26 protein-coding genes are annotated in these 25,227 nt (G+C 40.9%); 21 read left to right on the top strand and 5 right to left on the bottom strand.

Going from position 1 to position 25,227, the window contains the following annotated elements; translation table 11 throughout:
* Positions 1–87: 87 nt before the first annotated feature.
* Both spxB and B7714_RS07725 read left to right on the top strand, forming a co-directional pair.
* Entirely contained in the window at positions 88–1,863 is a 1,776-nt protein-coding gene (gene spxB, locus B7714_RS07730) for a pyruvate oxidase (RefSeq protein WP_000191804.1), read from the top strand.
* A 58-nt stretch (positions 1,864–1,921) separates the two neighbouring features.
* The gene (locus B7714_RS07725; protein ID WP_001052638.1) at positions 1,922–2,269 is read left to right on the top strand and encodes a VOC family protein; all 348 of its coding nucleotides are present in this window, start codon (positions 1,922–1,924) and stop codon (positions 2,267–2,269) included.
* A gap of 165 nt (positions 2,270–2,434) precedes the next feature.
* On the opposite strand, the gene B7714_RS07720 is transcribed toward B7714_RS07725, so the two are convergent.
* Positions 2,435–2,779 (bottom strand): lipopolysaccharide assembly protein LapA domain-containing protein, encoded by a 345-nt coding sequence (locus tag B7714_RS07720; RefSeq protein WP_000913393.1) that lies wholly within the window; start codon positions 2,777–2,779, stop codon positions 2,435–2,437.
* Positions 2,780–3,105: 326 nt separating this feature from the next.
* Here B7714_RS07720 and B7714_RS07715 point away from each other — a divergent pair, with 326 nt between their 5' ends.
* From B7714_RS07715 to manA, 3 genes are all read left to right on the top strand, one after another.
* Positions 3,106–3,366, top strand: a complete 261-nt coding sequence (locus B7714_RS07715; RefSeq protein WP_001291472.1) for a SemiSWEET family transporter — start codon at positions 3,106–3,108, stop codon at positions 3,364–3,366.
* Positions 3,367–3,574: 208 nt separating this feature from the next.
* Positions 3,575–5,014: a 6-phospho-beta-glucosidase gene (locus B7714_RS07710; protein ID WP_000136868.1), complete on the top strand. Its 1,440-nt coding sequence runs from the start codon at positions 3,575–3,577 to the stop codon at positions 5,012–5,014.
* A 120-nt stretch (positions 5,015–5,134) separates the two neighbouring features.
* Entirely contained in the window at positions 5,135–6,079 is a 945-nt protein-coding gene (manA, locus tag B7714_RS07705) for a mannose-6-phosphate isomerase, class I (protein WP_049516551.1), read from the top strand.
* Between the two features lie 40 nt (positions 6,080–6,119).
* Here the strand turns inward: manA and B7714_RS07700 are convergent, their stop codons facing one another.
* Entirely contained in the window at positions 6,120–7,460 is a 1,341-nt protein-coding gene (locus B7714_RS07700) for a sodium-dependent transporter (RefSeq protein ID WP_084860142.1), read from the bottom strand.
* Between the two features lie 358 nt (positions 7,461–7,818).
* Between B7714_RS07700 and B7714_RS07695 the strand changes: the two genes are divergently transcribed.
* Positions 7,819–8,559, top strand: a complete 741-nt coding sequence (locus B7714_RS07695; protein WP_042902529.1) for a MerR family transcriptional regulator — start codon at positions 7,819–7,821, stop codon at positions 8,557–8,559.
* 44 nt (positions 8,560–8,603) lie between these two features.
* On the opposite strand, the gene B7714_RS07690 is transcribed toward B7714_RS07695, so the two are convergent.
* From B7714_RS07690 to B7714_RS07680, 3 genes are read right to left on the bottom strand one after another with little or no spacing between them, the layout of a single operon-like run.
* The gene (locus B7714_RS07690; protein ID WP_008278230.1) at positions 8,604–9,125 is read right to left on the bottom strand and encodes a DUF1697 domain-containing protein; all 522 of its coding nucleotides are present in this window, start codon (positions 9,123–9,125) and stop codon (positions 8,604–8,606) included.
* Positions 9,126–9,138: 13 nt separating this feature from the next.
* Entirely contained in the window at positions 9,139–10,320 is a 1,182-nt protein-coding gene (aao, locus tag B7714_RS07685; RefSeq protein ID WP_084849538.1) for an aminoacetone oxidase, read from the bottom strand.
* A 57-nt stretch (positions 10,321–10,377) separates the two neighbouring features.
* Positions 10,378–11,223 carry a DegV family protein gene (locus B7714_RS07680; RefSeq protein ID WP_084860141.1) on the bottom strand — a complete coding sequence of 282 codons (846 nt, stop codon included), beginning with the start codon at positions 11,221–11,223 and terminating at the stop codon, positions 10,378–10,380.
* A 124-nt stretch (positions 11,224–11,347) separates the two neighbouring features.
* Here B7714_RS07680 and B7714_RS07675 point away from each other — a divergent pair, with 124 nt between their 5' ends.
* From B7714_RS07675 to B7714_RS07600, 15 genes are all read left to right on the top strand, one after another.
* Complete coding sequence (locus tag B7714_RS07675; RefSeq protein WP_000003897.1) at positions 11,348–11,905, top strand: TetR/AcrR family transcriptional regulator; 558 nt, start codon at positions 11,348–11,350, stop codon at positions 11,903–11,905.
* Positions 11,906–11,923: 18 nt separating this feature from the next.
* Positions 11,924–12,391, top strand: coding sequence for a deoxycytidylate deaminase (locus B7714_RS07670; RefSeq protein ID WP_084860140.1), 468 nt, complete (start codon positions 11,924–11,926; stop codon positions 12,389–12,391).
* 88 nt (positions 12,392–12,479) lie between these two features.
* Positions 12,480–13,109: a uracil phosphoribosyltransferase gene (upp, locus tag B7714_RS07665; RefSeq protein ID WP_002878997.1), complete on the top strand. Its 630-nt coding sequence runs from the start codon at positions 12,480–12,482 to the stop codon at positions 13,107–13,109.
* Positions 13,110–13,282: 173 nt separating this feature from the next.
* Positions 13,283–13,873 carry an ATP-dependent Clp protease proteolytic subunit ClpP gene (clpP, locus tag B7714_RS07660; protein ID WP_000613466.1) on the top strand — a complete coding sequence of 197 codons (591 nt, stop codon included), beginning with the start codon at positions 13,283–13,285 and terminating at the stop codon, positions 13,871–13,873.
* A 78-nt stretch (positions 13,874–13,951) separates the two neighbouring features.
* Complete coding sequence (locus B7714_RS07655) at positions 13,952–14,221, top strand: YlbG family protein (protein ID WP_084849436.1); 270 nt, start codon at positions 13,952–13,954, stop codon at positions 14,219–14,221.
* Between the two features lie 87 nt (positions 14,222–14,308).
* The gene (locus B7714_RS07650) at positions 14,309–15,469 is read left to right on the top strand and encodes an ABC transporter substrate-binding protein (protein ID WP_000726128.1); all 1,161 of its coding nucleotides are present in this window, start codon (positions 14,309–14,311) and stop codon (positions 15,467–15,469) included.
* Positions 15,470–15,588: 119 nt separating this feature from the next.
* Positions 15,589–16,458, top strand: a complete 870-nt coding sequence (locus B7714_RS07645; protein WP_000941413.1) for a branched-chain amino acid ABC transporter permease — start codon at positions 15,589–15,591, stop codon at positions 16,456–16,458.
* A gap of 3 nt (positions 16,459–16,461) precedes the next feature.
* The gene (locus tag B7714_RS07640) at positions 16,462–17,418 is read left to right on the top strand and encodes a branched-chain amino acid ABC transporter permease (protein ID WP_084860139.1); all 957 of its coding nucleotides are present in this window, start codon (positions 16,462–16,464) and stop codon (positions 17,416–17,418) included.
* Positions 17,418–18,182: an ABC transporter ATP-binding protein gene (locus B7714_RS07635; protein ID WP_001186018.1), complete on the top strand. Its 765-nt coding sequence runs from the start codon at positions 17,418–17,420 to the stop codon at positions 18,180–18,182. Before B7714_RS07640 ends, B7714_RS07635 begins: the two co-directional genes overlap by 1 nt.
* Positions 18,182–18,892 carry an ABC transporter ATP-binding protein gene (locus tag B7714_RS07630; RefSeq protein ID WP_000062204.1) on the top strand — a complete coding sequence of 237 codons (711 nt, stop codon included), beginning with the start codon at positions 18,182–18,184 and terminating at the stop codon, positions 18,890–18,892. Before B7714_RS07635 ends, B7714_RS07630 begins: the two co-directional genes overlap by 1 nt.
* 406 nt (positions 18,893–19,298) lie before the next feature.
* Positions 19,299–19,955, top strand: coding sequence for a CBS domain-containing protein (locus B7714_RS07625; protein WP_044021082.1), 657 nt, complete (start codon positions 19,299–19,301; stop codon positions 19,953–19,955).
* A gap of 110 nt (positions 19,956–20,065) precedes the next feature.
* A protein-coding gene (prfB, locus tag B7714_RS07615) for a peptide chain release factor 2 (protein ID WP_096753628.1) occupies positions 20,066–21,161 on the top strand; the annotation gives its coding sequence in 2 pieces (ribosomal slippage) (positions 20,066–20,137 and positions 20,139–21,161; 1,095 coding nt in all).
* 17 nt (positions 21,162–21,178) lie between these two features.
* Complete coding sequence (gene ftsE / locus B7714_RS07610) at positions 21,179–21,871, top strand: cell division ATP-binding protein FtsE (protein ID WP_000022275.1); 693 nt, start codon at positions 21,179–21,181, stop codon at positions 21,869–21,871.
* Complete coding sequence (gene ftsX / locus B7714_RS07605) at positions 21,864–22,790, top strand: permease-like cell division protein FtsX (protein WP_000625554.1); 927 nt, start codon at positions 21,864–21,866, stop codon at positions 22,788–22,790. The genes ftsE and ftsX overlap by 8 nt, the downstream gene beginning before the upstream one ends.
* Before the next feature lie 219 nt (positions 22,791–23,009).
* On the top strand, positions 23,010–25,196 hold the full coding sequence (locus B7714_RS07600) for a PTS transporter subunit IIBC (RefSeq protein ID WP_084860138.1): 2,187 nt from the start codon (positions 23,010–23,012) through the stop codon (positions 25,194–25,196).
* Positions 25,197–25,227 lie beyond the last annotated feature (31 nt).

The following is a 25,227-nucleotide window of genomic DNA, read 5'->3' as shown; positions in this document are numbered from 1 at the left end:
AGAGTAAAAATTTGCTGAAACGTTTCCAATTAGTATATGAAAACGGATTTATCAAGTTTTAAAAATATTTGAAGGAGAGTTATCATTATGACTCAAGGGAAAATTACTGCATCAGCAGCAATGCTCAACGTATTGAAAACATGGGGCGTAGACACAATCTACGGTATCCCATCAGGAACACTCAGCTCATTGATGGACGCTTTGGCTGAAGACAAAGATATCCGCTTCTTGCAAGTTCGCCACGAAGAAACAGGTGCTCTTGCTGCGGTCATGCAAGCTAAATTCGGCGGCTCAATCGGGGTTGCAGTAGGTTCAGGTGGTCCAGGTGCGACTCACTTGATTAACGGTGTTTACGATGCAGCTATGGATAACACTCCATTCCTTGCTATCCTTGGATCACGTCCTGTTAACGAACTCAACATGGATGCCTTCCAAGAATTGAACCAAAACCCAATGTACAACGGTATCGCTGTCTACAACAAACGTGTCGCTTACGCTGAGCAATTGCCAAAAGTAATCGACGAAGCTTGCCGTGCTGCAGTTTCTAAAAAAGGTCCAGCTGTTGTTGAAATCCCAGTAAACTTCGGTTTCCAAGAAATCGACGAAAACTCATACTACGGTTCAGGTTCATACGAACGTTCATTCATCGCTCCTGCCTTGAACGAAGTTGAAATCGACAAAGCTGTTGAAATCTTGAACAATGCTGAACGTCCAGTTATCTATGCTGGTTACGGTGGTGTTAAAGCAGGTGAAGTGATTACTGAATTGTCACGTAAAATCAAAGCACCAATCATCACAACTGGTAAAAACTTTGAAGCCTTTGAATGGAACTACGAAGGTTTGACAGGTTCTGCTTACCGTGTTGGTTGGAAACCAGCCAACGAAGTGGTCTTCGAAGCAGACACAGTTCTTTTCCTTGGTTCAAACTTCCCATTTGCTGAAGTTTACGAAGCCTTCAAGAACACTGAAAAATTCATCCAAGTGGATATCGACCCTTACAAACTTGGTAAACGTCATGCCCTAGACGCTTCAATCCTTGGTGATGCAGGTCAAGCAGCTAAAGCTATCCTTGACAAAGTGAACCCAGTTGAATCTACTCCATGGTGGCGTGCAAACGTTAAGAACAACCAAAACTGGCGTGATTACATGAACAAAATCGAAGGTAAAACTGAGGGTGAATTGCAATTGTATCAAGTTTACAATGCAATCAACAAACATGCTGATCAAGACGCTATCTACTCAATCGACGTAGGTGACACTACTCAAACATCTACTCGTCACCTTCACATGACACCTAAGAACATGTGGCGTACATCTCCACTCTTTGCGACAATGGGTATTGCCCTTCCTGGTGGTATCGCTGCTAAGAAAGACAATCCAGATCGCCAAGTATGGAACATCATGGGTGACGGTGCATTCAACATGTGCTACCCAGACGTTATCACAAACGTTCAATACGACCTTCCAGTTATCAACGTTGTCTTCTCAAATGGTAAATATGCCTTCATCAAGGACAAATACGAAGACACAAACAAACACTTGTTTGGTTGTGACTTCCCTAATGCTGACTATGCGAAAATCGCTGAAGCTCAAGGTGCTGTAGGATTTACAGTTGACCGTATCGAAGACATCGATGCAGTTGTTGCAGAAGCTGTTAAACTCAACAAAGAAGGTAAAACTGTTGTGATCGATGCTCGCATCACTCCACACCGTCCACTTCCAGTAGAAGTACTTGAATTGGATCCAAAACTTCACTCAGAAGAAGCAATCAAAGACTTCAAGGAAAAATACGAAGCAGAAGAACTCGTACCATTCCGCCTCTTCTTGGAAGAAGAAGGATTGCAATCACGCGCAATTAAATAATTCCTTCGTGGAACTTAAAAAGATCGGAGCAATCCGGTCTTTTTATGGAGGATAGTAAATGAATTTAAATCAATTAGATATTATCGTTTCAGATGTTCCCCAAGTCTGTGCTGACTTGGAGCGTATTTTGGATAAAAAGCCCGATTATGTTGATGACAGTTTTGCTCAGTTTACGATTGGCAGTCACTGTCTGATGTTGTCCCAAAATCATTTGATTCCTTTGGAAGATTTTCAGTCAGGAATCATTCTTCATATCGAGGTTGAGGATGTAGACCAGAATTACCAACGGTTGAAAGAACTTGGTATCCAGGTTTTAAACGGACCAACTGTAACCGATTGGGGAACAGAGTCCTTATTAGTTAAAGGGCCTGCTGGTCTAGTGATTGATTTTTATCGTATGAAGTAGGTAATTCTATTATCAAATTTTTTATCTAAACATTCTTGGAGTGAAACTTAAAAAGATCGGAGCAATTCGATCTTTTTTGTATTTATGCGACTTTCAGTCCGTCTCGCTCCGTTAGGTGCGAGACAAAAAACCACCCGTTTTCACGGGTGGTTATGATTTCTACACTTATTGTTTGGCTTCCTGTTTTAATTGTTGCACCTGTTCCTCGTACTGGACAAGCTCCCTGTCTTTTATATTGATAGTCGCTTCTGCTTCAGCAATGCGGCTTCTCAGATCTTGAGTCTTGTTATGGTGATAGCTAATACCAATAGCACTACCAGCAATGATCCCGATTACTAGACAAGTAAAAATCACCAAAATCAAGGGAGCAGATAGTTGTGTAAAGACAAGACTGACAGTTACTGTTTGACGATTGAGTAGACCAAATGAGATCACAATGACTAATAAGCTCAAACCGCCAATTAGATAAGCCTTATCTTTCAGTGACAATTCATTAAATTTTTTTAGCATAAGTTCCTTTTCTCCTGACTATGTTGATAGAAAACTACACACCATTTAGGTATTAACAAAATTCATTTTACTAGAAAATTTCGATACTGTCAATAATTTCTAACGGCTTATTTACCATCAATCAATCGATTCATTGAAAAGGAGTATTCATTTTCTAATATTTGATTGAGTAAACAGAACGGAGCAATTCGGTCTTTTTTCTGTTCCCTCTTTCTTATAACAAGATTGTGATAGTTTATATCTTTATAACAAAAGTTTTAAAGACTTGATTGTTTTGAAAGAATATTTTAAAATAAGATTCAGTAAAAATGAAAGAGGTTTTGAAAATGTCTGAAAAACAAATGAAAATTTTAGGTTGGGTAGCGACCTTTATGTCTGTTATGATGTATGTGTCTTACTTCCCACAAATCATGAACAATCTGGCTGGTCAAAAAGGAAATTTCATCCAGCCCTTGGTTGCTGCCATCAACTGTAGTCTCTGGGTTTACTACGGTCTTTTCAAAAAAGAAAGAGATATCCCCCTTGCAGCAGCTAATGCACCAGGTATTATTTTTGGCCTAGTGACGGTTATTACAGCTTTGATTTAAAAGGAACAGAGGAGACTAGTTTTCAGTCTTCTTTTTTGTTTCAGGGGAGGCTATTTACTTTTTCTAGAGGATAATTTTTTAAAAAACAATCTGATAAACTTAAATAGTAGAATAGTATCAGTATGTCACAGTATTTTATAAGAAAAGGTTTACAGAATAAGTTATAATATAAGTAAATGAACAAGCAAATAAGAAAGTGAGTAGAGTTATGACCGAAAAACTGACTTTTCCGGATGGTTTCTTGTGGGGCGGAGCGACAGCTGCCAACCAGTGTGAGGGTGCTTATAATTTAGAAGGTCGTGGATTGGCGAATGTGGATGTCGTCCCCATCGGTCCAGATCGTGAAGCCATTATCACAGGTCAGAAAAAGATGTTTTCGTTTGAGGAGGGCTATTTTTACCCAGCCAAGCAAGCTATTGATATGTACCATCATTACAAGGAAGATATTGCCCTTTTTGCGGAAATGGGCTTTAAGACTTATCGTCTATCCATTGCTTGGACTCGGATTTTTCCTAAGGGCGACGAAACAGTGCCAAATGAAGCTGGTCTAGCCTTTTATGAGGATTTATTTAAGGAGTGCCACAAGTATGGTATCCAACCTCTGGTGACTATCACTCATTTCGACTGTCCTATGCACTTGATTACAGAGTACGGTGGTTGGCGCAATCGTCGGATGTTAGACTTCTATGAAAAACTTTGTCGCACACTCTTTACCCGCTATAAGGGTTTGGTCAAATATTGGCTTACCTTCAACGAAATCAACATGATTCTCCATGCCCCCTTTATGGGAGCTGGGCTCTGTTTTGAAGAAGGAGAAAATCAAGAACTGGTTAAATATCAGGCTGCACACTATGAGTTGGTAGCTTCAGCTCTTGCGACAAAGATTGCCCACGAAATTGACCCAGAAAATAAGGTGGGATGTATGTTGGCTGCAGGGCAATACTATCCTAACACAGCCCATCCAAGAGACTACTGGGCAGCCATGGAGGAAGACCGCAAGAGTTACTTCTTCATTGATGTTCAAGCGCGTGGGGAATACCCAAACTACGCCAAGAAGCAGTGGGAGCGTGAGCGAATCGAGATTCAAATGACTGCAGAAGATTTAGAGTTGTTGAAGGACAATACTGTTGACTTTGTTTCCTTCTCTTACTATGCAAGTCTAGTAGCCTCAGGTGATCCAGAAGTTAAAGAATTAACTGCTGGAAATATCTTTGCCTCTCTCAAAAATCCTTATCTTGAATCCTCAGAATGGGGATGGCAGATTGACCCACTTGGTCTTCGTATCACCCTCAATGCTATCTGGGATCGTTACCAAAAGCCAATGTTCATCGTGGAAAACGGTCTAGGTGCTATGGATACACCGGATGAGAATGGTCATGTAGCAGATGACTATCGGATTGCTTACTTAGAGGCTCATATCAAGGCCATGCGAGATGCCATTTACCAAGATGGCGTTGACTTGCTTGGTTATACGACTTGGGGCTGTATCGATCTGGTTTCAGCTGGAACAGGCGAAATGAACAAGCGCTATGGCTTTATCTATGTAGATCGAGATAATGCTGGTCATGGAAGCCTCAAACGTAGCAAGAAGAAATCCTTCTACTGGTACAAGGATGTCATTGCCAGCAATGGTGCAAGCATTGAGTAGAGCACATTTGTTCACTATTTTTATAAAATCTTCTCCCTACTTTATAATATGTGAAAAAGAGTTCAATTAGATGGAGCTTTTTGCTATAATGAGGGGAGAAAAATCAGACAGGAGATCGACATGTCAGAACCATTATTTTTACAATCAGTTATGCAAGAAAAAATCTGGGGTGGAACCAAGCTACGTGATGAGTTTGGTTACGACATCCCAAGTGAAAAAATCGGAGAATATTGGGCCATCTCAGCCCATCCAAATGGAGTCTCTAAAGTTGCCAATGGACGCTACCAGGGAACAGACCTCGCTACTTTGTATGCGGAACATCGTGAATTGTTTGGCAATCGTCCTGAGCCTGTATTTCCACTTTTGACTAAGATTCTGGATGCCAACGACTGGCTCAGTGTCCAAGTTCACCCAGACGATGCCTATGGACTAGAGCATGAAGGTGAACTTGGAAAAACAGAATGCTGGTACATTATCGCAGCGGATGAAGGTTCAGAAATTATCTATGGTCACAATGCCAAGTCAAAAGAAGAACTCCGCCAGCAAATCGAGGACAAGAACTGGGATGCCTTGTTGACAAAAGTTCCTGTAAAGGCTGGAGATTTCTTCTATGTACCAAGTGGCACCATGCACGCTATCGGAGCAGGAATTTTGATTCTTGAAACTCAGCAATCTAGCGATACCACTTACCGTGTCTATGACTTTGACCGTAAGGATGATAATGGCAACTTGCGTGAACTTCACCTTGAAAAATCTATCGATGTCTTGAATATTGGCGAGCCTGCCAATAGCCGTCCTGTAACTATCAAAGCAGATGATTTACGTTCCACTCTCCTTGTATCCAATGATTTCTTTGCAGTTTACAAGTGGGAAATTACTGGAAAAGTTGACTTCGAAAAGACAGCTGACTACAGCTTATTCAGTGTCTTGGCTGGTCAAGGTCAACTAACTGTTGACGGGAAAAATTATCCAATCCAAAAAGGTAGCCACTTTATCCTACCAAGTGATGTTGAAGCTTGGACATTGGAAGGGCAAGGTCTGGAATTGATTGTTAGCCATCCATAAAAAAGAAAGGGCCTGAGTTTACTACTCAAGTCCTTTTTGATTACATAAATTGGGCGATGAAGACCACGATGATGATGATTGGAATGATGAAACGAAGAAGGAAGAGCCAGACTTGGAACAGTCCCTGTTTCCATGCTGTTTCATCAAGATGGAGTTCCTCCTTAGCAAGAGCATTTTTAAAGATATAGCCTGTAAAGAGTGACAGGCAGAGAGCTCCAAATGGCATGAGGAGATTGGAAACCAAGAAGTCCATAGCATCAAAGAAAGTCTTCCCCAAAATGTGAACATCCGCCATAACACCGTAAGAAAGGGCTGAAGGAATTCCAAAGACAAAGGTCAAGATTCCTAAAATGGCACTCCACTTGGCACGCTTGCGATTGTCCTGGTTGGTGATATTGCCCACATTGATTTCCAGCATCACGACAGAGGAAGTGACCGTCGCAAAGAGGAAGAGCAAGAGGAAGAGGATGTAGAAAATGGTTCCAAAAGGCATCTTGTCAAAGAGTTGAGGCAAGACGATAAAGAGCAGGCTTGGTCCCCCTTCAGACTGGATATTGAAGGCTGACATGGCTGGGAAAATGGCAAGTCCCGCCATGATGGATACCGAGATGTTCATAGCTACGATGGAAATCCCTGACTGGACCAGATTGGTTTTCTTGTCCAAGTAGGATGCATATGTCAGCATGGCTGTCACCCCTAGTGAGAGAGCAAAGAAAGATTGACCCAGAGCATAGAGGAGACCAGCGCTAGTTAGTTTTGAAAAGTCTGGTTTGAGAAAGTAGAGAACCCCTTCCATGGCATTTGGCAAGCTGAGAGAGCGCCCAATAATCACGACAAAGATGATAAAGAGTAGCGGCATCATGACTTTCGAAGCTCTTTCGATCCCTTTTTGAACCCCACGTGATACAATAAAGATATTCAATAAGATAAAGGCTGCTTGAGCTCCTAGGGCAATGGCTGGATTTGAAATGATTGAAGTAAATAACTGAGCATAATCACCCGTTCCACCAAGCTGGAATAATTTCCCAAACTCAATACCCAGATATACTAGAATCCATCCTCCGATAACACTGTAAAAGGAGAGAAGGATAAAGAGGGCAAAGGCACCAATCCAACCGATAAAGTTGTACTTGTTATTGTTGCCCAGTTTTCCAAAGGTTTTGATAGCGGAAACGCCAGCACTACGACCAAGGGCAAATTCAGCCAGCAGGAGAGGGAAACCGATTAAAATAGTGGAAATGAGAAAGACCAGTAAAAAGCCTCCACCGCCATTTGCAGCAGTCATATAGGGAAACTTCCAAACGGCACCAAGCCCGATGGCTGAGCCAGCAGATGCTAGAATAAAGCCAAGTTTCGAGCCCCATTGCGATTTTTCTGACATAGTTGAAACTCCAATCTCCTTTTTTAAAATAAGAAAAGGCTACTTGAGTTGTCAAATAGCCTTCTCTCAATGGCTCTTTATGAGCCTTCTGTTTGATTGATAGACTTGACTATCCTATCATGTTTTCTAAGGTCTGTCAAGAAAACCATTTTCAAGTTTTCACACCTTTCTCAAAAAGTTAAAAATTTTTCGCAAAAACGCTTGACTCTGACCTAGGGGGAGGGGTTATACTATCAATGTAATACTCTTCGAAAATCAAATTCAAACCACGTCAGCGTCGCCTTACCGTACTCAAGTACAACTTGCGGCTAGCTTCCTAGTTTGCTCTTTGATTTTCATTGAGTATAAGGAGGAAATCATGTACCATATCAAAGAAGCTGCGCAGCTTTCGGGTGTCTCTGTCAAGACCCTGCACCACTACGATAAGATAGGACTTCTGGTTCCCTTAAAGTTGGAAAACGGCTATCGAACTTATAGTCAAGAGGATTTGGAACGCCTTCAAGTCATTCTTTACTACAAATATCTAGGCTTTTCTTTAGAAAAAATAGCAGAGCTGTTAAAGGAAGAAAGGACAGATTTATTGCCCCATTTGACTAGGCAGTTGGACTATTTGACTCGAGAAAGGCAACATCTGGATACCTTGATTTCCACCTTGCAAAAAACCATTCAAGAACAAAAAGGAGAAAGAAAAATGACGATTGAGGAAAAATTCACTGGATTTAACTACCAAGACCATCAAAAATACCACCAAGAGGCGGTAGAGAAATATGGACAAGAAGTCATGGACCAAGCGCTCGAGCGCCAAAAAGGTCACGAAGACGAAGCTACGGCTGCCTTCAATCAAGTCTTTCGAGCCTTGTCACAAAATCTTCAAGCTGGTTTACCTGCAAAAGCAACCGAAAACCAAGAGCAAGCAGCCAAACTCTTGCAAGCTATTCGTACTTATGGATTTGACTGCTCTATTGAGGTCTTCGGCCATATCGGCAAAGGCTACGTCTATAACCCAGAGTTTAAGGAAAACATTGACAAATTTGGAGCTGGAACAGCCCAGTACACATCAGATGTCATTGCGACTTATGTTCAGACACAGACAAAATAAAAATCAGCGGAGTTACCTCTGCTGATTTTTTCTGGTTTCAAGTACTATTTGGTTAATAGTTTTTCAACTACGTTTAACTTTCGCATGGTCAGAACCACGCCAAACAATTTTTCAAGATAGTTGGTATTGAGCTTTTTTTGTTTTGCAGTTCTAGGGAGATAGAGGTAGAGACAGTGATCACCTACACAAATTTCTTCTTCACCGTAGTCAGCTTTCAATTTTTCTAGTGGCAGACTTTGGATAAATCCCTGATAAAAAATCACATGTATACGATCGTAAAGATAGTCTTCTCTAAATGGATTCTCATGAACAATCTTTTCAAAATCGTTCTTATTCTTGATAACCATTTTTAAGTCGGCCCCAATTTTTTCCTTTATCAGAGTATGAACGCGTTCTCGTATTTCTTCTAAATCTAAGTCACTTTCAAGAATGATATTCCCACTTTGAATATAGGTTCGAACGTGTTGAAAACCAGCTTCTGTCAGAATATCTACCAAATAAGACATTTTCGGGATAGCATTCTTTCCATTAGGAGTAACACCTCTTAGTAAAATAATATGTTCCAAAGGACTTCCTTTCTTATTTGGTATTTATTGGATTTGAGCCTGCCACCCAGCCAGTACAGAGTGCAGAAGTGATATTAAAGCCACCCGTGTGGGCATTGATATCCAGTACCTCGCCAGCAAAGTGGAGCCCAGGAACGAGTTTGCTTTCCAGAGTTTTAGGATTGATTTCTTTGAGACTGACACCGCCTTTAGTTACAAAGGATTTGGCAAGAGACATTTTGCCAGTCACAGGAATTTTGAGAGCCTTGATAGACTGGAGTAGTTGCTCGCGTTCTTTTTCAGTTAGTTGTTTGACTTTTTCAGGATAGCCTTGCACCAAAAATTCTGCCAAGCGTTCTGGAAGCAAAGTTTTTAAAGCATTTTTCAAGGATTTTTCCCGATTATCTTCTAGAAATGTAATCAAGTCCTCTTCAGAAAGTTGAGGCAAAACATCTAGCGAGAGAACCTCCCCGCCCTTGACAAAGCTGGACATACGTAGAGCAGCAGGGCCTGAAAAACCAAAGTGTGTAAAGAGCAGATCGTGGGTGATGACATGCTTGCCATAGCTTAAGGTCACGTCATCTAGGGAAATTCCCTGCAAGGCCTTATGTGGAAAATCAGTCAACAATGGGCTCTCAGCAGCTTCAAGCTCGGTAATGGTGTGCTTAAAATGGCGGGCAATTTCGTGACCAAATCCGGTCGAACCAGTAGAAGGATAGGATTTTCCACCTGTTGTGACTATGAGTTTATCACAAGTGAAGATCTGGTCCGCGGATTTCAGGACAAACTGGTCGTCTATCTTTTTAACCGAAACAATCTCTGTTTGAGTGAGAACTTGTCCGCCTAGCTCAGCGATTTTCTTTTCCAAGGCCTCGATAATAGTCCGAGATTTATCGCTATCAGGAAAGACACGTCCGTGGTCCTCGACCTTAAGCTTAACACCATTTTCCGTGAAAAAGTTGATGATATCATGGTTATCAAACTGGGAAAATACACTGTATAAAAATCGCCCGTTACCAGGAATTCCAGCCAGTAGGTCATCTAAAGTTCCATTGTTGGTCACATTACAACGACCACCGCCCGTTCCAGCTAATTTTTTGCCAAGTTTGCGATTTTTTTCGATGAGAAGAGTTTTCTGACCATAAAAGCTACTGGAAATCGTAGCCATCATGCCAGCAGGTCCCCCACCAATGACAATAGTATCAAAATGTTTCATAGCTCTATTGTACCACAAAAAACAAGAGATGCTTGGCATCTCTTGTTGCTTATAATCTTAGTTGATTTCATATCCCATCAACAAACCGCCATCTTCTGCATAGAAACTGCAGAGGCCAGACGTAGGGATGATTTTGATATTGGCTTGTGGGAAGGTTTCCTGCAAGCGTTCTGACAATTGCTGACAGAATTTTTCATTGTTGCGATGAGCCATGACAACTCGACTACCAGCATAGCCAGCCTTGATGAGCTCTTCATAGGCTGCTTGAAGGGATTTTTTTGGTCCACGCGCTTTTTGGAGCAGTTCTAGGGTTCCGGTTTCACTTGCTTCCCCAACCATACGGATGTTGAGGAGGCCAACGACTGTACCAATCAGCTTACTCAAACGGCCATTTTTTACCAAGTTATCGACCTTAGCGAGGACAAAGAGCAACTTGGTTTTTTCTTGATAGGCAGTGATTGCTTCAACAACTTCCTCGAAAGACAAACCCTGGTCAATCAAGTCGTTTAATTTTTCTACGAGCAAGTCAACCTCACCACCTGCAGACAATGTATCGATCACATGAATCTGAGTGTCAGGGTGTTCTTCCAGATAGATATTCTTAGCGAGCTGTGCACTATTATGGCTACCTGAAAGAGTACCAGTGATAGTAACGACAAAGATATGCTTAGCACCTTCAAATGCACGTAGGTAATCATCAGGGCTAGGACAGGCTGATTTTGAAGCCTCAGAAGTCGCATACATGGTTTCCATCATGTGGTCAATGTCGAGATTGGCATCATCAATAAAGACCTGATCAGCAACTTGAATGGTTAAAGGAACACTCACAAATTCAGTATCGATAGCAAGAGTAGGCAGTTGACGATAATCACAACCAGAGTCAGCTACAATCTTCCAAGTCATAGAAATTCTCCATCTTTGTCACTTATACATTGACAAAGGTTCTGTCTTTTTTTACAATTATATCATGAAAGCCCTTGAAACAAAAGTACCACCTCTCTGTTGTCACAAGTAGAAAGAAATTGTTATGTCTGAACGTAAAATATCTGAAAAATCTCTTGAAAATCTCAGAAAATCAAATCAAGAATCCAATTTTTTAACCAGAGAAGCAATCGAGACGGCTCTTTTGCAACTTCTAGAGAAAAAAGACTTGGCCAAGATCAGCATTTCGGAGCTGGTCAAACGGGCTGGTGTCTCTCGTGCCGCCTTCTATCGTAACTATGACTCCAAAGAAGAGATTTTGGAAAGCGTCTTTAAACGCAGTGTCCATAACATTATGGAACAGTTGAGCCACTACGATGTCAAAACTGATCTTTATCTAGTCTGGGTTCACCTTTTCCGCGCAGCCAAGAAAGAAGCCAAGGTTATCCAACTTGCTCTGGATTACCATTTGGAAAAGATTTTTGTCCAAGCCATGCAGGAATTTCTAGAAAAATACCACGGAAAGTCAAAAGGCGTTAGTAGCTACCTTCATTCCTTTTGGAGTTCTGCCATCGTATCGGTTCTGCTCAAATGGATCAAGGATGGCATGAAGGTTCCGGCTGAAAAGATTGCAGATTTACGCTTGCCATTTTTCAAAAAATAGAGGAAAAGGAGAAGACTTATGACAGAAAAAAGACTGGCTTGGGATGAGTACTTTGCGGCTCAAGCCTTACTGATTGCCAATCGTTCTACTTGTAAACGCGCCAAAGTAGGAGCTGTCCTCGTTAAGGATAATAAGGTCATTTCAACAGGTTACAATGGTTCTGTATCGGGAACGGAGCACTGTATTGACCACGAATGTCTGATCATTGAAGGACACTGTGTCCGAACCCTTCACGCCGAGGTTAATGCTATTCTCCAAGGAGCCGAACGAGGGGTTCCGAAAGGATTTACAGCTTATGTGACCCATTTCCCTTGTCTGAACTGTACAAAACAACTCTTACAAGTCGGTTGCAAACGTGTAGTCTATATCAACCAGTACCGTATGGATGACTATGCCCAGTACCTTTATCAAGAAAAAGGTACCGAGTTGACCCATTTACCATTAGAGACTGTTCAGACAGCTCTTCAAGAGGCAGATTTGCTTTAAAAATTAATTAAAATAAATGGTTTAGAAAGCTTTTTAAACCGTTTTTTGATATAATAAGAGGAATAAATTGAAAGAAGGAACTCAGAAAATGGGAAAAATTGAAGTCATTAATCATCCACTCATTCAACACAAGTTGTCTATCTTGCGTCGTACAGACACTTCCACAAAAGCTTTCCGTGAACTAGTAGATGAGATCGCAATGTTGATGGGATATGAAGTACTTCGTGATCTTCCACTTGAAGATGTTGAAATCGAAACACCTATCACAAAGACCGTTCAAAAACAATTGGCTGGGAAAAAATTGGCGATTGTCCCAATATTGCGTGCAGGTATCGGAATGGTCGATGGCCTCTTGAGCTTGGTTCCAGCAGCAAAAGTTGGGCACATTGGTATGTACCGTGATGAAGAAACCCTTCAACCAGTTGAATACTTGGTGAAATTGCCTGAGGACATTGACCAACGTCAAATCTTTGTAGTGGACCCAATGTTGGCAACAGGTGGTTCAGCTATCTTGGCTGTTGACTCTCTTAAAAAACGTGGGGCATCAAACATCAAGTTTGTCTGCCTTGTAGCTGCTCCAGAAGGAGTGAAAGCTCTTCAAGAAGCACACCCAGATGTAGAAATCTTTACAGCAGCCTTGGATGAACGCTTGAACGAACACGGTTATATCGTTCCAGGTCTTGGAGATGCTGGAGACCGCTTGTTCGGTACTAAATAAAATCCCAAAGTAAATAGTGAAACTAGAAGTTCGTTTTTAACTTGAAAGGAGGTTGAGTTTTTGTTTCTGTTTAGAGAATAGAGCAAAAATTTGACCTTTTTTGACCAAAAAGATATAATAGTTCTGTATTGAGTCGTAAGACTAAGAAAATTCAACATTAAAAGGAGAAATGAATGATTCCTGTAGTTATTGAACAAACAAGCCGTGGAGAACGTTCCTATGATATTTACTCTCGTCTTCTGAAAGACCGCATCATCATGCTAACAGGTCCAGTTGAAGACAACATGGCCAACTCCGTTATCGCCCAATTACTTTTCTTGGATGCCCAAGACAGCACAAAAGATATTTACCTTTATGTCAATACACCTGGGGGCTCTGTTTCAGCTGGTTTGGCAATCGTTGATACCATGAACTTTATCAAGGCAGATGTCCAAACAATCGTTATGGGGATGGCTGCATCCATGGGGACTGTTATTGCATCAAGTGGCGCCAAAGGCAAACGTTTCATGCTTCCAAATGCAGAGTACATGATTCACCAACCAATGGGTGGTACAGGTGGTGGTACCCAACAAACCGATATGGCAATCGCTGCAGAGCACTTGCTTAAAACTCGTAAGACATTGGAGCAAATCCTTGCAGATAACTCTGGTAAATCAGTCGAGCAAATTCATGCAGATGCGGAACGTGATTACTGGATGAGTGCCCAAGAAACACTTGAATATGGCTTTATTGATGAAATCATGGCCAACAATTCTTTGAACTAATAATGCATGAAAGCAAACTCGACGGAGTTTGCTTTTTTTGATATAATAGGATAAGATTTCTTAGAAAGAGGCTTCCTCATGTTTGAAAAAACAAATCGATCAGGATTAATCATCTATCTCTACTATAATCGAGATGCAAAAAAACTTCAGGAATACGGTGATATCTGTTACCATTCCAAAAAACATCGTTACTTGCAGCTCTATGTTCCAACTGAGGAGTTAGATGACTTAGTTGAGAGATTAGGTAAGGAAAGATATATCAAGAAAATTAGACGTTGCCATATTCAAGAGCTAGAAACTCCCTTCGTTAGGAATCTCTATCGGACTGAAGAAAACGTTATCATTTAAAAAGTTAAACAAATACATTGACAATTTTCTGATAATTCGGTATATTCTTAACATACAATTTTTGAAACAACTATAAGGAGATTAAAAATGAAGAAAAAATTTGCCCTATCTTTTGTGGCTCTTGCTAGTGTGGCTCTTCTTGCTGCCTGTGGAGAGGTCAAGTCAGGAGCGTCAAACACAACTGGAAATCCAGTAGACGAAAAAACAATTAAAATCGGTTTTAACTTTGAAGAGACAGGTGCTGTGGCAGCTTATGGTACAGCTGAACAAAAAGGTGCCCAACTTGCTGTAGACGAAATCAACGCTGCAGGTGGAATTGATGGAAAACAAATCGAAGTTGTAGACAAAGACAACAAGTCAGAAACTGCTGAAGCAGCTTCTGTTACAACAAACCTTGTTACCCAATCAAAAGTAGCAGCTATTGTAGGACCTGCGACATCTGGTGCAACTGCTGCAGCTGTAGCTAATGCTACAAAAGCTGGAGTGCCATTGATTTCACCAAGTGCTACTCAAGACGGTTTGACTAAAGGTCAAGATTACCTATTTATCGGAACATTCCAAGATAGCTTCCAAGGGAAGATTATTTCTAACTATGTAACAAACAAATTGAATGCTAAGAAGGTTGTTCTTTATACTGACAATGCTAGTGACTATGCAAAAGGTATTGCTAAATCTTTCCGCGAAGCCTACAAGGGTGAGATTGTAGCAGATGAAACATTCGTAGCAGGTGATACTGACTTCCAAGCAGCCCTTACTAAAATGAAAGACAAAGAGTTTGACGCTATCGTAGTTCCAGGTTACTACACAGAAGCAGGTAAAATTGTAAACCAAGCTCGTGGTATGGGAATTGATAAGCCAATCATTGGTGGTGATGGATTTAACGGTGAAGAATTTGTTCAACAAGCAACTGCTGAAAGAGCATCAAACATTTACTTCATCTCTGGATTCTCAACCACAGTTGATGTTTCTGCAAAAGCTAAAGCTTTCCTTGAAGCATACCGCGCTAAATACAACGAAGAGCCTTCAACATTCTCAGCTTTGGCCTATGACTCAGTTTACCTAGTAGCAAATGCTGCAAAAGGTGCTAAAAACTCAGGTGAAATCAAGGACAACCTTGCTAAAACCAAAGATTTTGATGGTGTAACTGGTCAAACAAGCTTTGATGCTGACCACAATACAGTGAAAACTGCTTACATGATGACCATGAACAATGGTAAAGTTGAAGAAGCAGAAGTTGTAAAACCATAACATTAGAATAGTACTTGAAATGGGGAATGAGCCTTTGACTCACTCCCTGTTTCGGTGTTTATGAACTTGTGAAAATAATGAAATTTTCTAAAAAATAACGATAGAAAAGAGTGAATGCTATGCTCCAACAACTTGTGAATGGTCTAATTCTGGGTAGTGTTTATGCACTTTTGGCTCTGGGTTATACCATGGTTTATGGAATTATCAAACTCATCAACTTCGCCCATGGCGATATTTACATGATGGGTGCCTTTATTGGTTACTTTTTGATTAATTCTTTCCAAATGGATTTCTTTTTAGCTTTAATTATTTCAATGGCAGGGACCGCGTTACTTGGTGTTGTGATTGAGTTTCTTGCCTACCGTCCTTTGCGACATTCTACACGTATTGCTGTATTGATTACTGCCATCGGAGTGTCTTTCCTACTGGAATACGGAATGGTTTATCTAGTAGGTGCCAATACTCGTGCCTTCCCTCAAGCAATTGAAACAGTCCGCTTTGACTTGGGACCAATTAGCTTGACAAATGTTCAATTGATGATTTTAGCAGTTTCTGTCCTCTTGATGGTTTTATTGCAATTGATCGTCCAAAAAACAAAAATGGGGAAAGCCATGCGTGCGGTATCAGTTGATAGTGACGCAGCTCAATTGATGGGAATTAATGTAAATCGTACAATCAGCTTTACCTTTGCTTTGGGTTCAGCCCTTGCTGGTGCAGCAGGAGTCCTTATTGCCCTTTACTACAACTCTCTTGAACCTTTGATGGGTGTGACTCCAGGTCTAAAATCATTCGTTGCGGCCGTACTAGGTGGTATCGGGATTATTCCTGGTGCAGCTCTAGGGGGATTTGTGATTGGCTTGTTGGAAACATTTGCTACTGCCTTCGGTATGTCTGATTTCCGTGATGCTATCGTATATGGAATCTTGCTTTTGATTCTGATTGTTCGACCTGCAGGTATCCTTGGTAAGAATGTGAAAGAGAAGGTGTAAACAATGAAGACAAATCTTAAAGTAAATATTCTCTGGTTATTCCTTCTGTTAGCGGGTTATGGGTTGATTAGTGTACTGGTTTCTGCTGGTGTTCTCAATCTATTCCATGTCCAAATTTTAGAACAAATTGGGATTAATATCATCCTTGCAGTAGGTTTGAACTTAATCGTTGGTTTTTCAGGACAATTCTCACTCGGTCATGCTGGTTTTATGGCGATTGGGGCTTATGCAGCAGCGATTATTGGTTCAAAATCACCAACCTATGGTGCCTTCTTTGGAGCAATGGTCTTGGGTGCCTTGATTTCTGGTGCAGTCGCTTTGCTCGTTGGGATTCCAACACTCCGTTTGAAGGGTGATTACCTGGCTGTTGCGACACTAGGTGTTTCAGAAATCATTCGTATCTTTATCATTAATGGTGGAAGTTTGACCAACGGTGCCGCTGGTATCTTGGGTATCCCAAACTTTACCAACTGGCAAATGGTTTATCTTTTTGTGGCGATCACAACTATTGCAACTCTCAATTTCTTACGTAGTCCAATTGGACGCTCTACTCTATCTGTTCGTGAGGATGAGATTGCTGCAGAGTCTGTTGGGGTAAACACTACAAAGATCAAGATTATCGCTTTTGTCTTTGGTGCTATTACAGCAAGTATTGCTGGTTCACTTCAGGCTGGTTTTATCGGATCTGTTGTTCCAAAAGATTACACCTTTATTAATTCCATCAATGTGTTGATTATCGTTGTATTTGGTGGACTTGGATCGATTACTGGTACCATCGTTTCAGCGATTGTTTTAGGAATTTTAAATATGCTCCTTCAGGATGTAGCAAGCGTACGTATGATTATCTACGCTTTGGCTCTTGTATTGGTTATGATTTTCAGACCAGGTGGACTTCTTGGGACATGGGAATTGAGTCTATCACGTTTCTTTAAAAAATCGAAGAAGGAGGGACAAAACTAATGGCATTACTTGAAGTTAAACAGTTAACCAAACATTTTGGCGGTCTAACAGCTGTTGGAGATGTCACTCTTGAATTGAACGAGGGAGAATTGGTTGGTCTGATTGGACCAAACGGAGCTGGTAAAACAACCCTTTTCAATCTCTTGACCGGTGTTTATGAACCAAGCGAAGGTACTGTGACACTAGATGGTCACCTCCTAAATGGGAAAACTCCCTATAAGATTGCTTCACTTGGTCTCAGTCGTACTTTCCAAAATATTCGTTTGTTCAAGGACTTGACAGTTTTGGAGAATGTTTTGATTGCATTTAGCAATCATCATAAACAACATGTCCTTGCGAGCTTCCTACGCCTACCAGCTTTTTATAAGAATGAGGAAGAATTAAAAAGCAAAGCTTTGGACTTGCTGAAGATTTTTGATTTGGATAGTGACGCAAATACTCTTGCCAAGAATCTGGCCTATGGTCAACAACGTCGATTAGAAATCGTTCGTGCTCTGGCAACTGAACCTAAGATCCTCTTTTTGGACGAACCTGCAGCTGGTATGAATCCACAAGAAACAGCTGAATTGACAGAATTGATCCGTCGTATCAAAGATGAATTTAAAATTACCATCATGCTTATCGAACATGACATGAATTTGGTTATGGAAGTCACTGAGCGTATCTATGTTCTTGAATATGGTCGGTTGATTGCTCATGGGACTCCGGATGAGATCAAGAACAACAAACGCGTTATTGAAGCTTATCTAGGAGGTGAAGCCTAATGTCTATGTTAAAAGTTGAAAACCTCTCTGTGCATTACGGTATGATCCAAGCAGTTCGTGATGTAAGTTTCGAGGTTAATGAAGGTGAAGTTGTTTCCCTTATCGGTGCCAATGGTGCCGGTAAAACAACCATTCTTCGTACCCTTTCAGGTTTGGTTCGTCCAAGTGCTGGTAAAATTGAGTTTTTGGGAAAAGAAATTCAAAAGTTGCCTGCGCAAAAAATCGTGGCAGGTGGCCTTTCACAAGTCCCTGAGGGACGCCATGTTTTCCCAGGTTTGACTGTTATGGAAAACTTAGAAATGGGAGCCTTTTTAAAGAAAAATCGTGAAGAAAATCAAGCTAACTTGAAAAAAGTTTTCTCACGCTTCCCACGTCTTGAAGAGCGTAAAAACCAAGATGCGGCAACTCTTTCAGGTGGTGAACAGCAGATGCTGGCTATGGGACGCGCTCTCATGTCTACACCTAAGCTCCTTCTCTTGGATGAGCCGTCAATGGGACTTGCCCCGATCTTTATCCAAGAAATTTTCGATATCATTCAAGATATTCAGAAGCAAGGAACAACGGTTCTCCTAATTGAACAGAACGCTAACAAGGCCCTTGCTATCTCTGACCGTGGTTATGTACTTGAAACAGGCAAGATCGTCCTATCAGGAACAGGAAAAGAACTCGCAGCATCAGATGAAGTCAGAAAAGCATACCTAGGTGGCTAAAACAATCCAGTGGATTGTTTTAGTCGGCGGATAAGGATTGCGCAAGCAATTCTCCTCTAGTCTGGGAGACTAGTTTAGGTTGTGGATGGAGATTGCGCACGCAATCCCTCTATAGTCCGGGGGACCTTTTTAGTCGGCAGATAAGAATTGCGTAAGAAATTTTCCTCTAGTCTGGGAGCCTAGTTTAGGTTGCGGACGGAGATGATAATAGGTTTTCAATACTAGTTGCTAGTATCCTTAACAACTGAAAGAAATATAAATAATGTTTGCTAACTTGCAAATATAGGGCTCTAAATTAGAGCTCTTTTTTGTAAAAGACTCAAAATCTTGAAAAAGAGATGAAAGCGTTTGATAGATTTTCTAAGAAAGTGTATAATAAAAGTAGCAATATAGAAGGAGAAGTCTCATGGCAGTTAAAGATTTCATGACCCGTAAGGTAGTTTATATCAGTCCAGATACGACTGTAGCACACGCAGCAGATTTGATGCGCGAGCAAGGTTTGCACCGTTTACCTGTTATCGAAAACGATCAATTAGTCGGATTGGTAACAGAAGGAACCATTGCGGAAGCCAGCCCATCTAAAGCGACCAGTCTCTCTATCTATGAGATGAATTATCTTCTGAATAAAACCAAAGTAAAAGATGTAATGATTCGAGATGTCGTGACAGTTTCTGGCTATGCAAGTCTAGAAGATGCGACCTACCTGATGCTGAAAAATAAAATTGGGATTTTACCAGTCGTAGACAATCATCAGGTCTACGGTGTCATTACAGATCGCGATGTTTTTCAGGCTTTCTTGGAAATCGCTGGGTACGGAGAAGAGGGGATTCGTGTTCGTTTCATTACAGAAAATGAAGTCGGAGTACTGGGAAAAATTGTAGCTTTAATTGTAGAAGAGGATTTAAATATTTCCCATACTGTTAACATTCCACGTAAGGATGGCAAGGTCGTCATCGAAGTTCAAATTGATGGAAAAATCGATTTGACTTCATTAAAGGAAAAGTTTGAAAAAGAAGGAATTCAAGTGGAGGAGATTACTCATACCTCTGCTAAAGTCCTTTAAACAAGAGGCTTTAGAGCCTCTTTTCTTCTGCCATCAAAAGCGGTGAAAAGCAAAATATGGAAAGAAATGAGAGATTATGGTATAATAAAACGATATGAAAAGGAGTATCTATGGACATTTCAGAAATTCGTCAAAAAATTGACGCAAATCGTGAAAAATTAGCTTCTTTTAGGGGGTCTCTTTGACCTCGAAGGTTTAGAGGAAGAGATTGCCATCTTGGAAAACAAGATGACAGAACCTGATTTTTGGAACGATAATATCGCGGCCCAAAAAACGTCGCAAGAATTAAATGAATTAAAAAACACCTACAACACATTCCGTAAAATGGAAGAGTTGCAGGATGAAGTTGAGATTTTATTGGACTTTTTAGCAGAAGACGAGTCAGTCCATGATGAACTGGTAGAGCAGTTGACAGAACTGGATAAGATGATGACCAGTTACGAGATGACGCTTCTCTTGTCAGAACCTTATGACCATAATAATGCAATCTTGGAAATCCATCCAGGATCTGGTGGTACTGAGGCACAGGACTGGGGCGATATGTTGCTTCGTATGTATACTCGTTATGGAAATGCCAAAGGCTTTAAAGTAGAAGTATTGGATTACCAGGCTGGTGATGAAGCGGGTATCAAATCTGTGACCTTGTCTTTTGAAGGACCCAATGCATACGGTCTACTTAAATCAGAAATGGGTGTTCACCGTTTGGTCCGTATTTCGCCATTTGACTCTGCCAAACGTCGCCATACTTCATTTACATCCGTAGAGGTTATGCCTGAGTTGGATGATACCATCGAAGTGGAGATTCGTGAAGATGATATCAAAATGGATACCTTCCGTTCAGGTGGTGCTGGTGGACAAAATGTCAATAAGGTTTCAACAGGTGTGCGTTTGACACACATTCCTACAGGAACTGTCGTCCAATCAACGGTCGATCGTACCCAGTATGGAAATAGAGATCGTGCCATGAAGATGTTGCAGGCTAAGCTTTATCAAATGGAGCAAGAAAAGAAAGCTGCGGAAGTCGATTCTCTTAAAGGTGAGAAAAAAGAAATCACTTGGGGAAGTCAAATCCGTTCATATGTTTTCACGCCTTATACCATGGTAAAAGATCACCGTACAAGCTTTGAAGTTGCTCAGGTAGATAAGGTCATGGATGGAGACCTTGATGGTTTCATCGATGCCTACCTCAAGTGGCGAATCAGCTAAGATAGAAAGGAACTCATATGTCAATCATTGAAATGAGAGATGTTGTCAAAAAGTATGACAATGGAACGACTGCCCTGCGTGGTGTCTCTGTCACCATTGAACCAGGAGAGTTTGCCTATATCGTAGGACCTTCTGGTGCAGGTAAGTCAACCTTTATTCGAGCTTTATACCGAGAAGTAAAGATCGAAAAAGGAAGCCTAACAGTTGCAGGCTTTAATTTAGTTAAAATTAAGAAGAAAGATGTCCCACTGCTACGTCGTAGTGTTGGGGTAGTCTTCCAGGATTACAAACTTTTGCCTAAGAAGACCGTTTATGAGAATATTGCCTATGCAATGGAAGTAATCGGTGAGAGCCGTCGCAACATCAAAAAACGTGTTATGGAAGTATTGGACCTGGTTGGTTTGAAACATAAGGTTCGTTCTTTCCCGAATGAACTCTCAGGTGGAGAACAGCAACGGATTGCTATTGCTCGTGCGATTGTCAACAATCCTAAAGTATTGATTGCCGATGAGCCAACAGGAAACTTGGACCCAGATAATTCATGGGAAATTATGAATCTGTTGGAACGCATCAATCTCCAAGGTACTACTGTTTTGATGGCGACTCACAATAGCCAGATTGTAAATACCTTGCGCCACCGTGTCATTGCCATTGAAAATGGCCGTGTCGTTCGTGACGAAGCTAAAGGAGAATATGGATACGATGATTAGTAGATTTTTTCGCCATTTATTTGAATCATTAAAAAGTTTAAAACGAAATGGCTGGATGACAGTAGCAGCAGTAAGTTCGGTTATGATTACCTTAACACTCGTTGCCCTGTTTGCATCTGTAATTTTTAATACAGCAAAACTGGCTACCGATATTGAAAACAACGTTCGGGTCATGGTATACATTCGTAAGGATGTAGCTGATAACAGTGAAACGATTGAAAAAGAAGGTCAGACAGTTACCAATAATGACTACCACAAGGTCTATGATGCCTTGAAAGCTATACCTGCTGTTAAAAGTGTTACCTTCTCAAGTAAAGAAGAACAGTACGAAAAACTAACGGAAACAATGGGTGACGATTGGAAGGTCTTTGAAGGGGATGCAAACCCTCTCTATGATGCTTATATCGTTGACACAAATTCTCCGAGTGATGTTAAAACAGTAGCTGAGGAAGCTAAGAAAATTGAGGGAGTATCAGAGGTTCAAGATGGTGGAGCCAACACTCAACGACTTTTTGAACTGGCTTCCTTTATCCGTGTTTGGGGATTGGTTATTGCAGGGCTCTTGATTTTTATCGCAGTCTTCCTCATTTCCAATACCATTCGTATCACTATTATTTCACGTAGTCGTGAGATTCAGATTATGCGTCTGGTAGGAGCGAGAAATGGCTACATCCGTGGTCCATTCTTGCTAGAAGGTGCTTTTATTGGCTTGCTTGGTGCAGCGATTCCTTCTGTCCTTGTTTTCTTTGTTTACAATATGGTTTATCAATCGGTCAATAAATCCTTGGTAGGTCAAAACTTGTCAATGATTACACCAGATGTGTTTATTCCTCTGATGACAGTCCTATTATTTATAATTGGAATTTTCATTGGTTCAATTGGTTCAGGGATTTCGATGCGTCGATTCTTGAAGATCTAGTTGGATTTAAATGCAAATTGCAGAACAAATCAGAAAAATAATACATTTTTAAAAGAGAAGTTTTCGTAAACTTCTCTTTTTCCTTTTTAAAAATTAAAAAAAATAGACAATTTTTTTATAAAAGCCTTTACAAAAAAAATAAAAGTGGTATAATTAATACATAACCAAATGCAAACGTTTTCGTAAAACGTTTGCCTAAATAAAATAAAGGAGATTTGAATGATGAAAGCTACATTCAAAAATGTCTTGTCTTTCGAATTTTGGCAAAAATTCGGTAAGGCTTTAATGGTGGTTATCGCCGTTATGCCAGCGGCGGGATTGATGATCTCAATCGGTAAATCAATCGTGATGATCGACCCAAACCTTGCTCCTCTAGTGATTACAGGTGGAATCCTTGAGCAAATTGGTTGGGGGGTTATCGGTAACCTTCATATCTTGTTTGCCCTTGCTATTGGGGGAAGCTGGGCAAAAGAACGTGCAGGTGGTGCATTTGCAGCCGGACTTGCCTTTATCTTGATTAACCGTATTACAGGTACTATCTTCGGTGTTACAGGTGATATGTTGAAAAACCCTGAAGCAATGGTTACTACCTTCTTTGGTGGTTCAATCAAGGTTGCTGACTACTTTATCAGTGTTCTTGAGGCACCAGCGCTTAACATGGGGGTTTTCGTAGGGATTATCTCAGGTTTTGTAGGGGCAACTGCCTATAACAAATACTACAACTACCGTAAACTTCCTGATGCCCTTTCATTCTTCAACGGGAAACGTTTTGTACCGTTTGTTGTTATTCTTCGTTCAGCAATCGCTGCAATTTTACTTGCTGCTTTCTGGCCAGTAGTTCAAACAGGTATCAATAGCTTTGGTATCTGGATTGCCAACTCACAAGAAACTGCTCCAGTCCTTGCACCATTCTTGTATGGTACTTTGGAACGTTTGCTCTTGCCATTCGGTCTTCACCACATGTTGACAATCCCAATGAACTACACAGCTCTTGGTGGTACTTATGATATTTTAACTGGTGCAGCTAAAGGTACTCAAGTATTTGGTCAAGACCCACTATGGCTTGCATGGGTAACAGACCTTGTTAACCTTAAAGGTACAGATGCAAGTCACTACCAACAATTGTTAGATACTGTTCACCCAGCTCGTTTCAAAGTTGGACAAATGATCGGTTCATTCGGTATCTTGATGGGTGTGATCGTGGCTATCTACCGCAATGTTGATGCTGACAAGAAACACCAATACAAGGGTATGATGATTGCGACAGCTCTTGCAACATTCTTGACAGGGGTTACTGAACCAATCGAGTACATGTTCATGTTCATCGCAACTCCTCTTTACCTTGTATACTCACTAGTTCAAGGTGCTGCCTTTGCTATGGCAGATATTGTTCACCTTCGTGTCCACTCATTTGGTTCAATTGAATTCTTGACTCGTACACCATTGGCAATTAATGCTGGTATTGGTATGGATATCGTTAACTTTATCTGGGTAACTGTTCTCTTTGCGGTTATCATGTACTTCATTGCCAACTTCATGATCAAGAAATTCAACTACGCAACTCCAGGACGTAACGGAAACTACGAAACAGCTGAAGGAGCATCAGAAGAAGCAGCTCCTGGAACTCCAAAAGTTGCAGCAGCTTCTCAAGCCGTAAATATCATTAACCTTCTTGGTGGTCGTGCAAATATCGTAGATGTGGATGCATGTATGACTCGTCTTCGTGTAACTGTTAAAGATGCAGATCGCGTTGGTACTGAGGAACAATGGAAAGCAGAAGGAGCTATGGGTCTTGTCATGAAAGGACAAGGTGTCCAAGCTATCTACGGACCAAAAGCTGACGTATTGAAATCTGATATCCAAGATATTCTTGACTCAGGTGAAATTATTCCTGAAACTCTTCCAAGCCAAATGACAGAAAACCAACAAAATACTGTACACTACAAAGGTGTAACTGAAGAAGTTTACTCAGTAGCTGACGGTCAAGTTGTTGCTTTGGAACAAGTGGAAGATCCAGTTTTTGCTCAAAAAATGATGGGTGATGGATTTGCAGTAGAACCAGCAAATGGTAACATTGTATCTCCAGTTACTGGTACTGTATCAAGTATCTTCCCAACAAAACACGCTCTTGGTCTTGTCACTGACTCAGGTCTTGAAGTGCTTGTTCATATTGGTTTGGATACAGTAAGTCTTGAAGGAAAACCATTTACTGTTCATGTCTCTGAAGGACAAAAAGTGGCTGCTGGTGATCTTCTTGTTACAGCTGACTTGGATGCTATTCGAGAAGCAGAACGCAAAACATCAACAGTGGTTGTCTTCACAAATGGTGATGTCCTCAAATCAGTTAAATTAGAACAAACAGGTTCTCTTGCAGCTAAAACAGCAGTTGCTAAAGTAGAATTGTAATATACTTGGGGTTGGAAGCTGTTTTCCAACC

Origin of the sequence: Streptococcus oralis subsp. oralis, assembly GCF_002096595.1 — a bacterium.
GTDB classification, from domain to species: Bacteria; Bacillota; Bacilli; order Lactobacillales; family Streptococcaceae; genus Streptococcus; species Streptococcus oralis_D.
The sequence above is the reverse complement of the archived record's forward strand: the minus strand, read 5'-3'. Positions and strand labels throughout refer to the sequence as shown.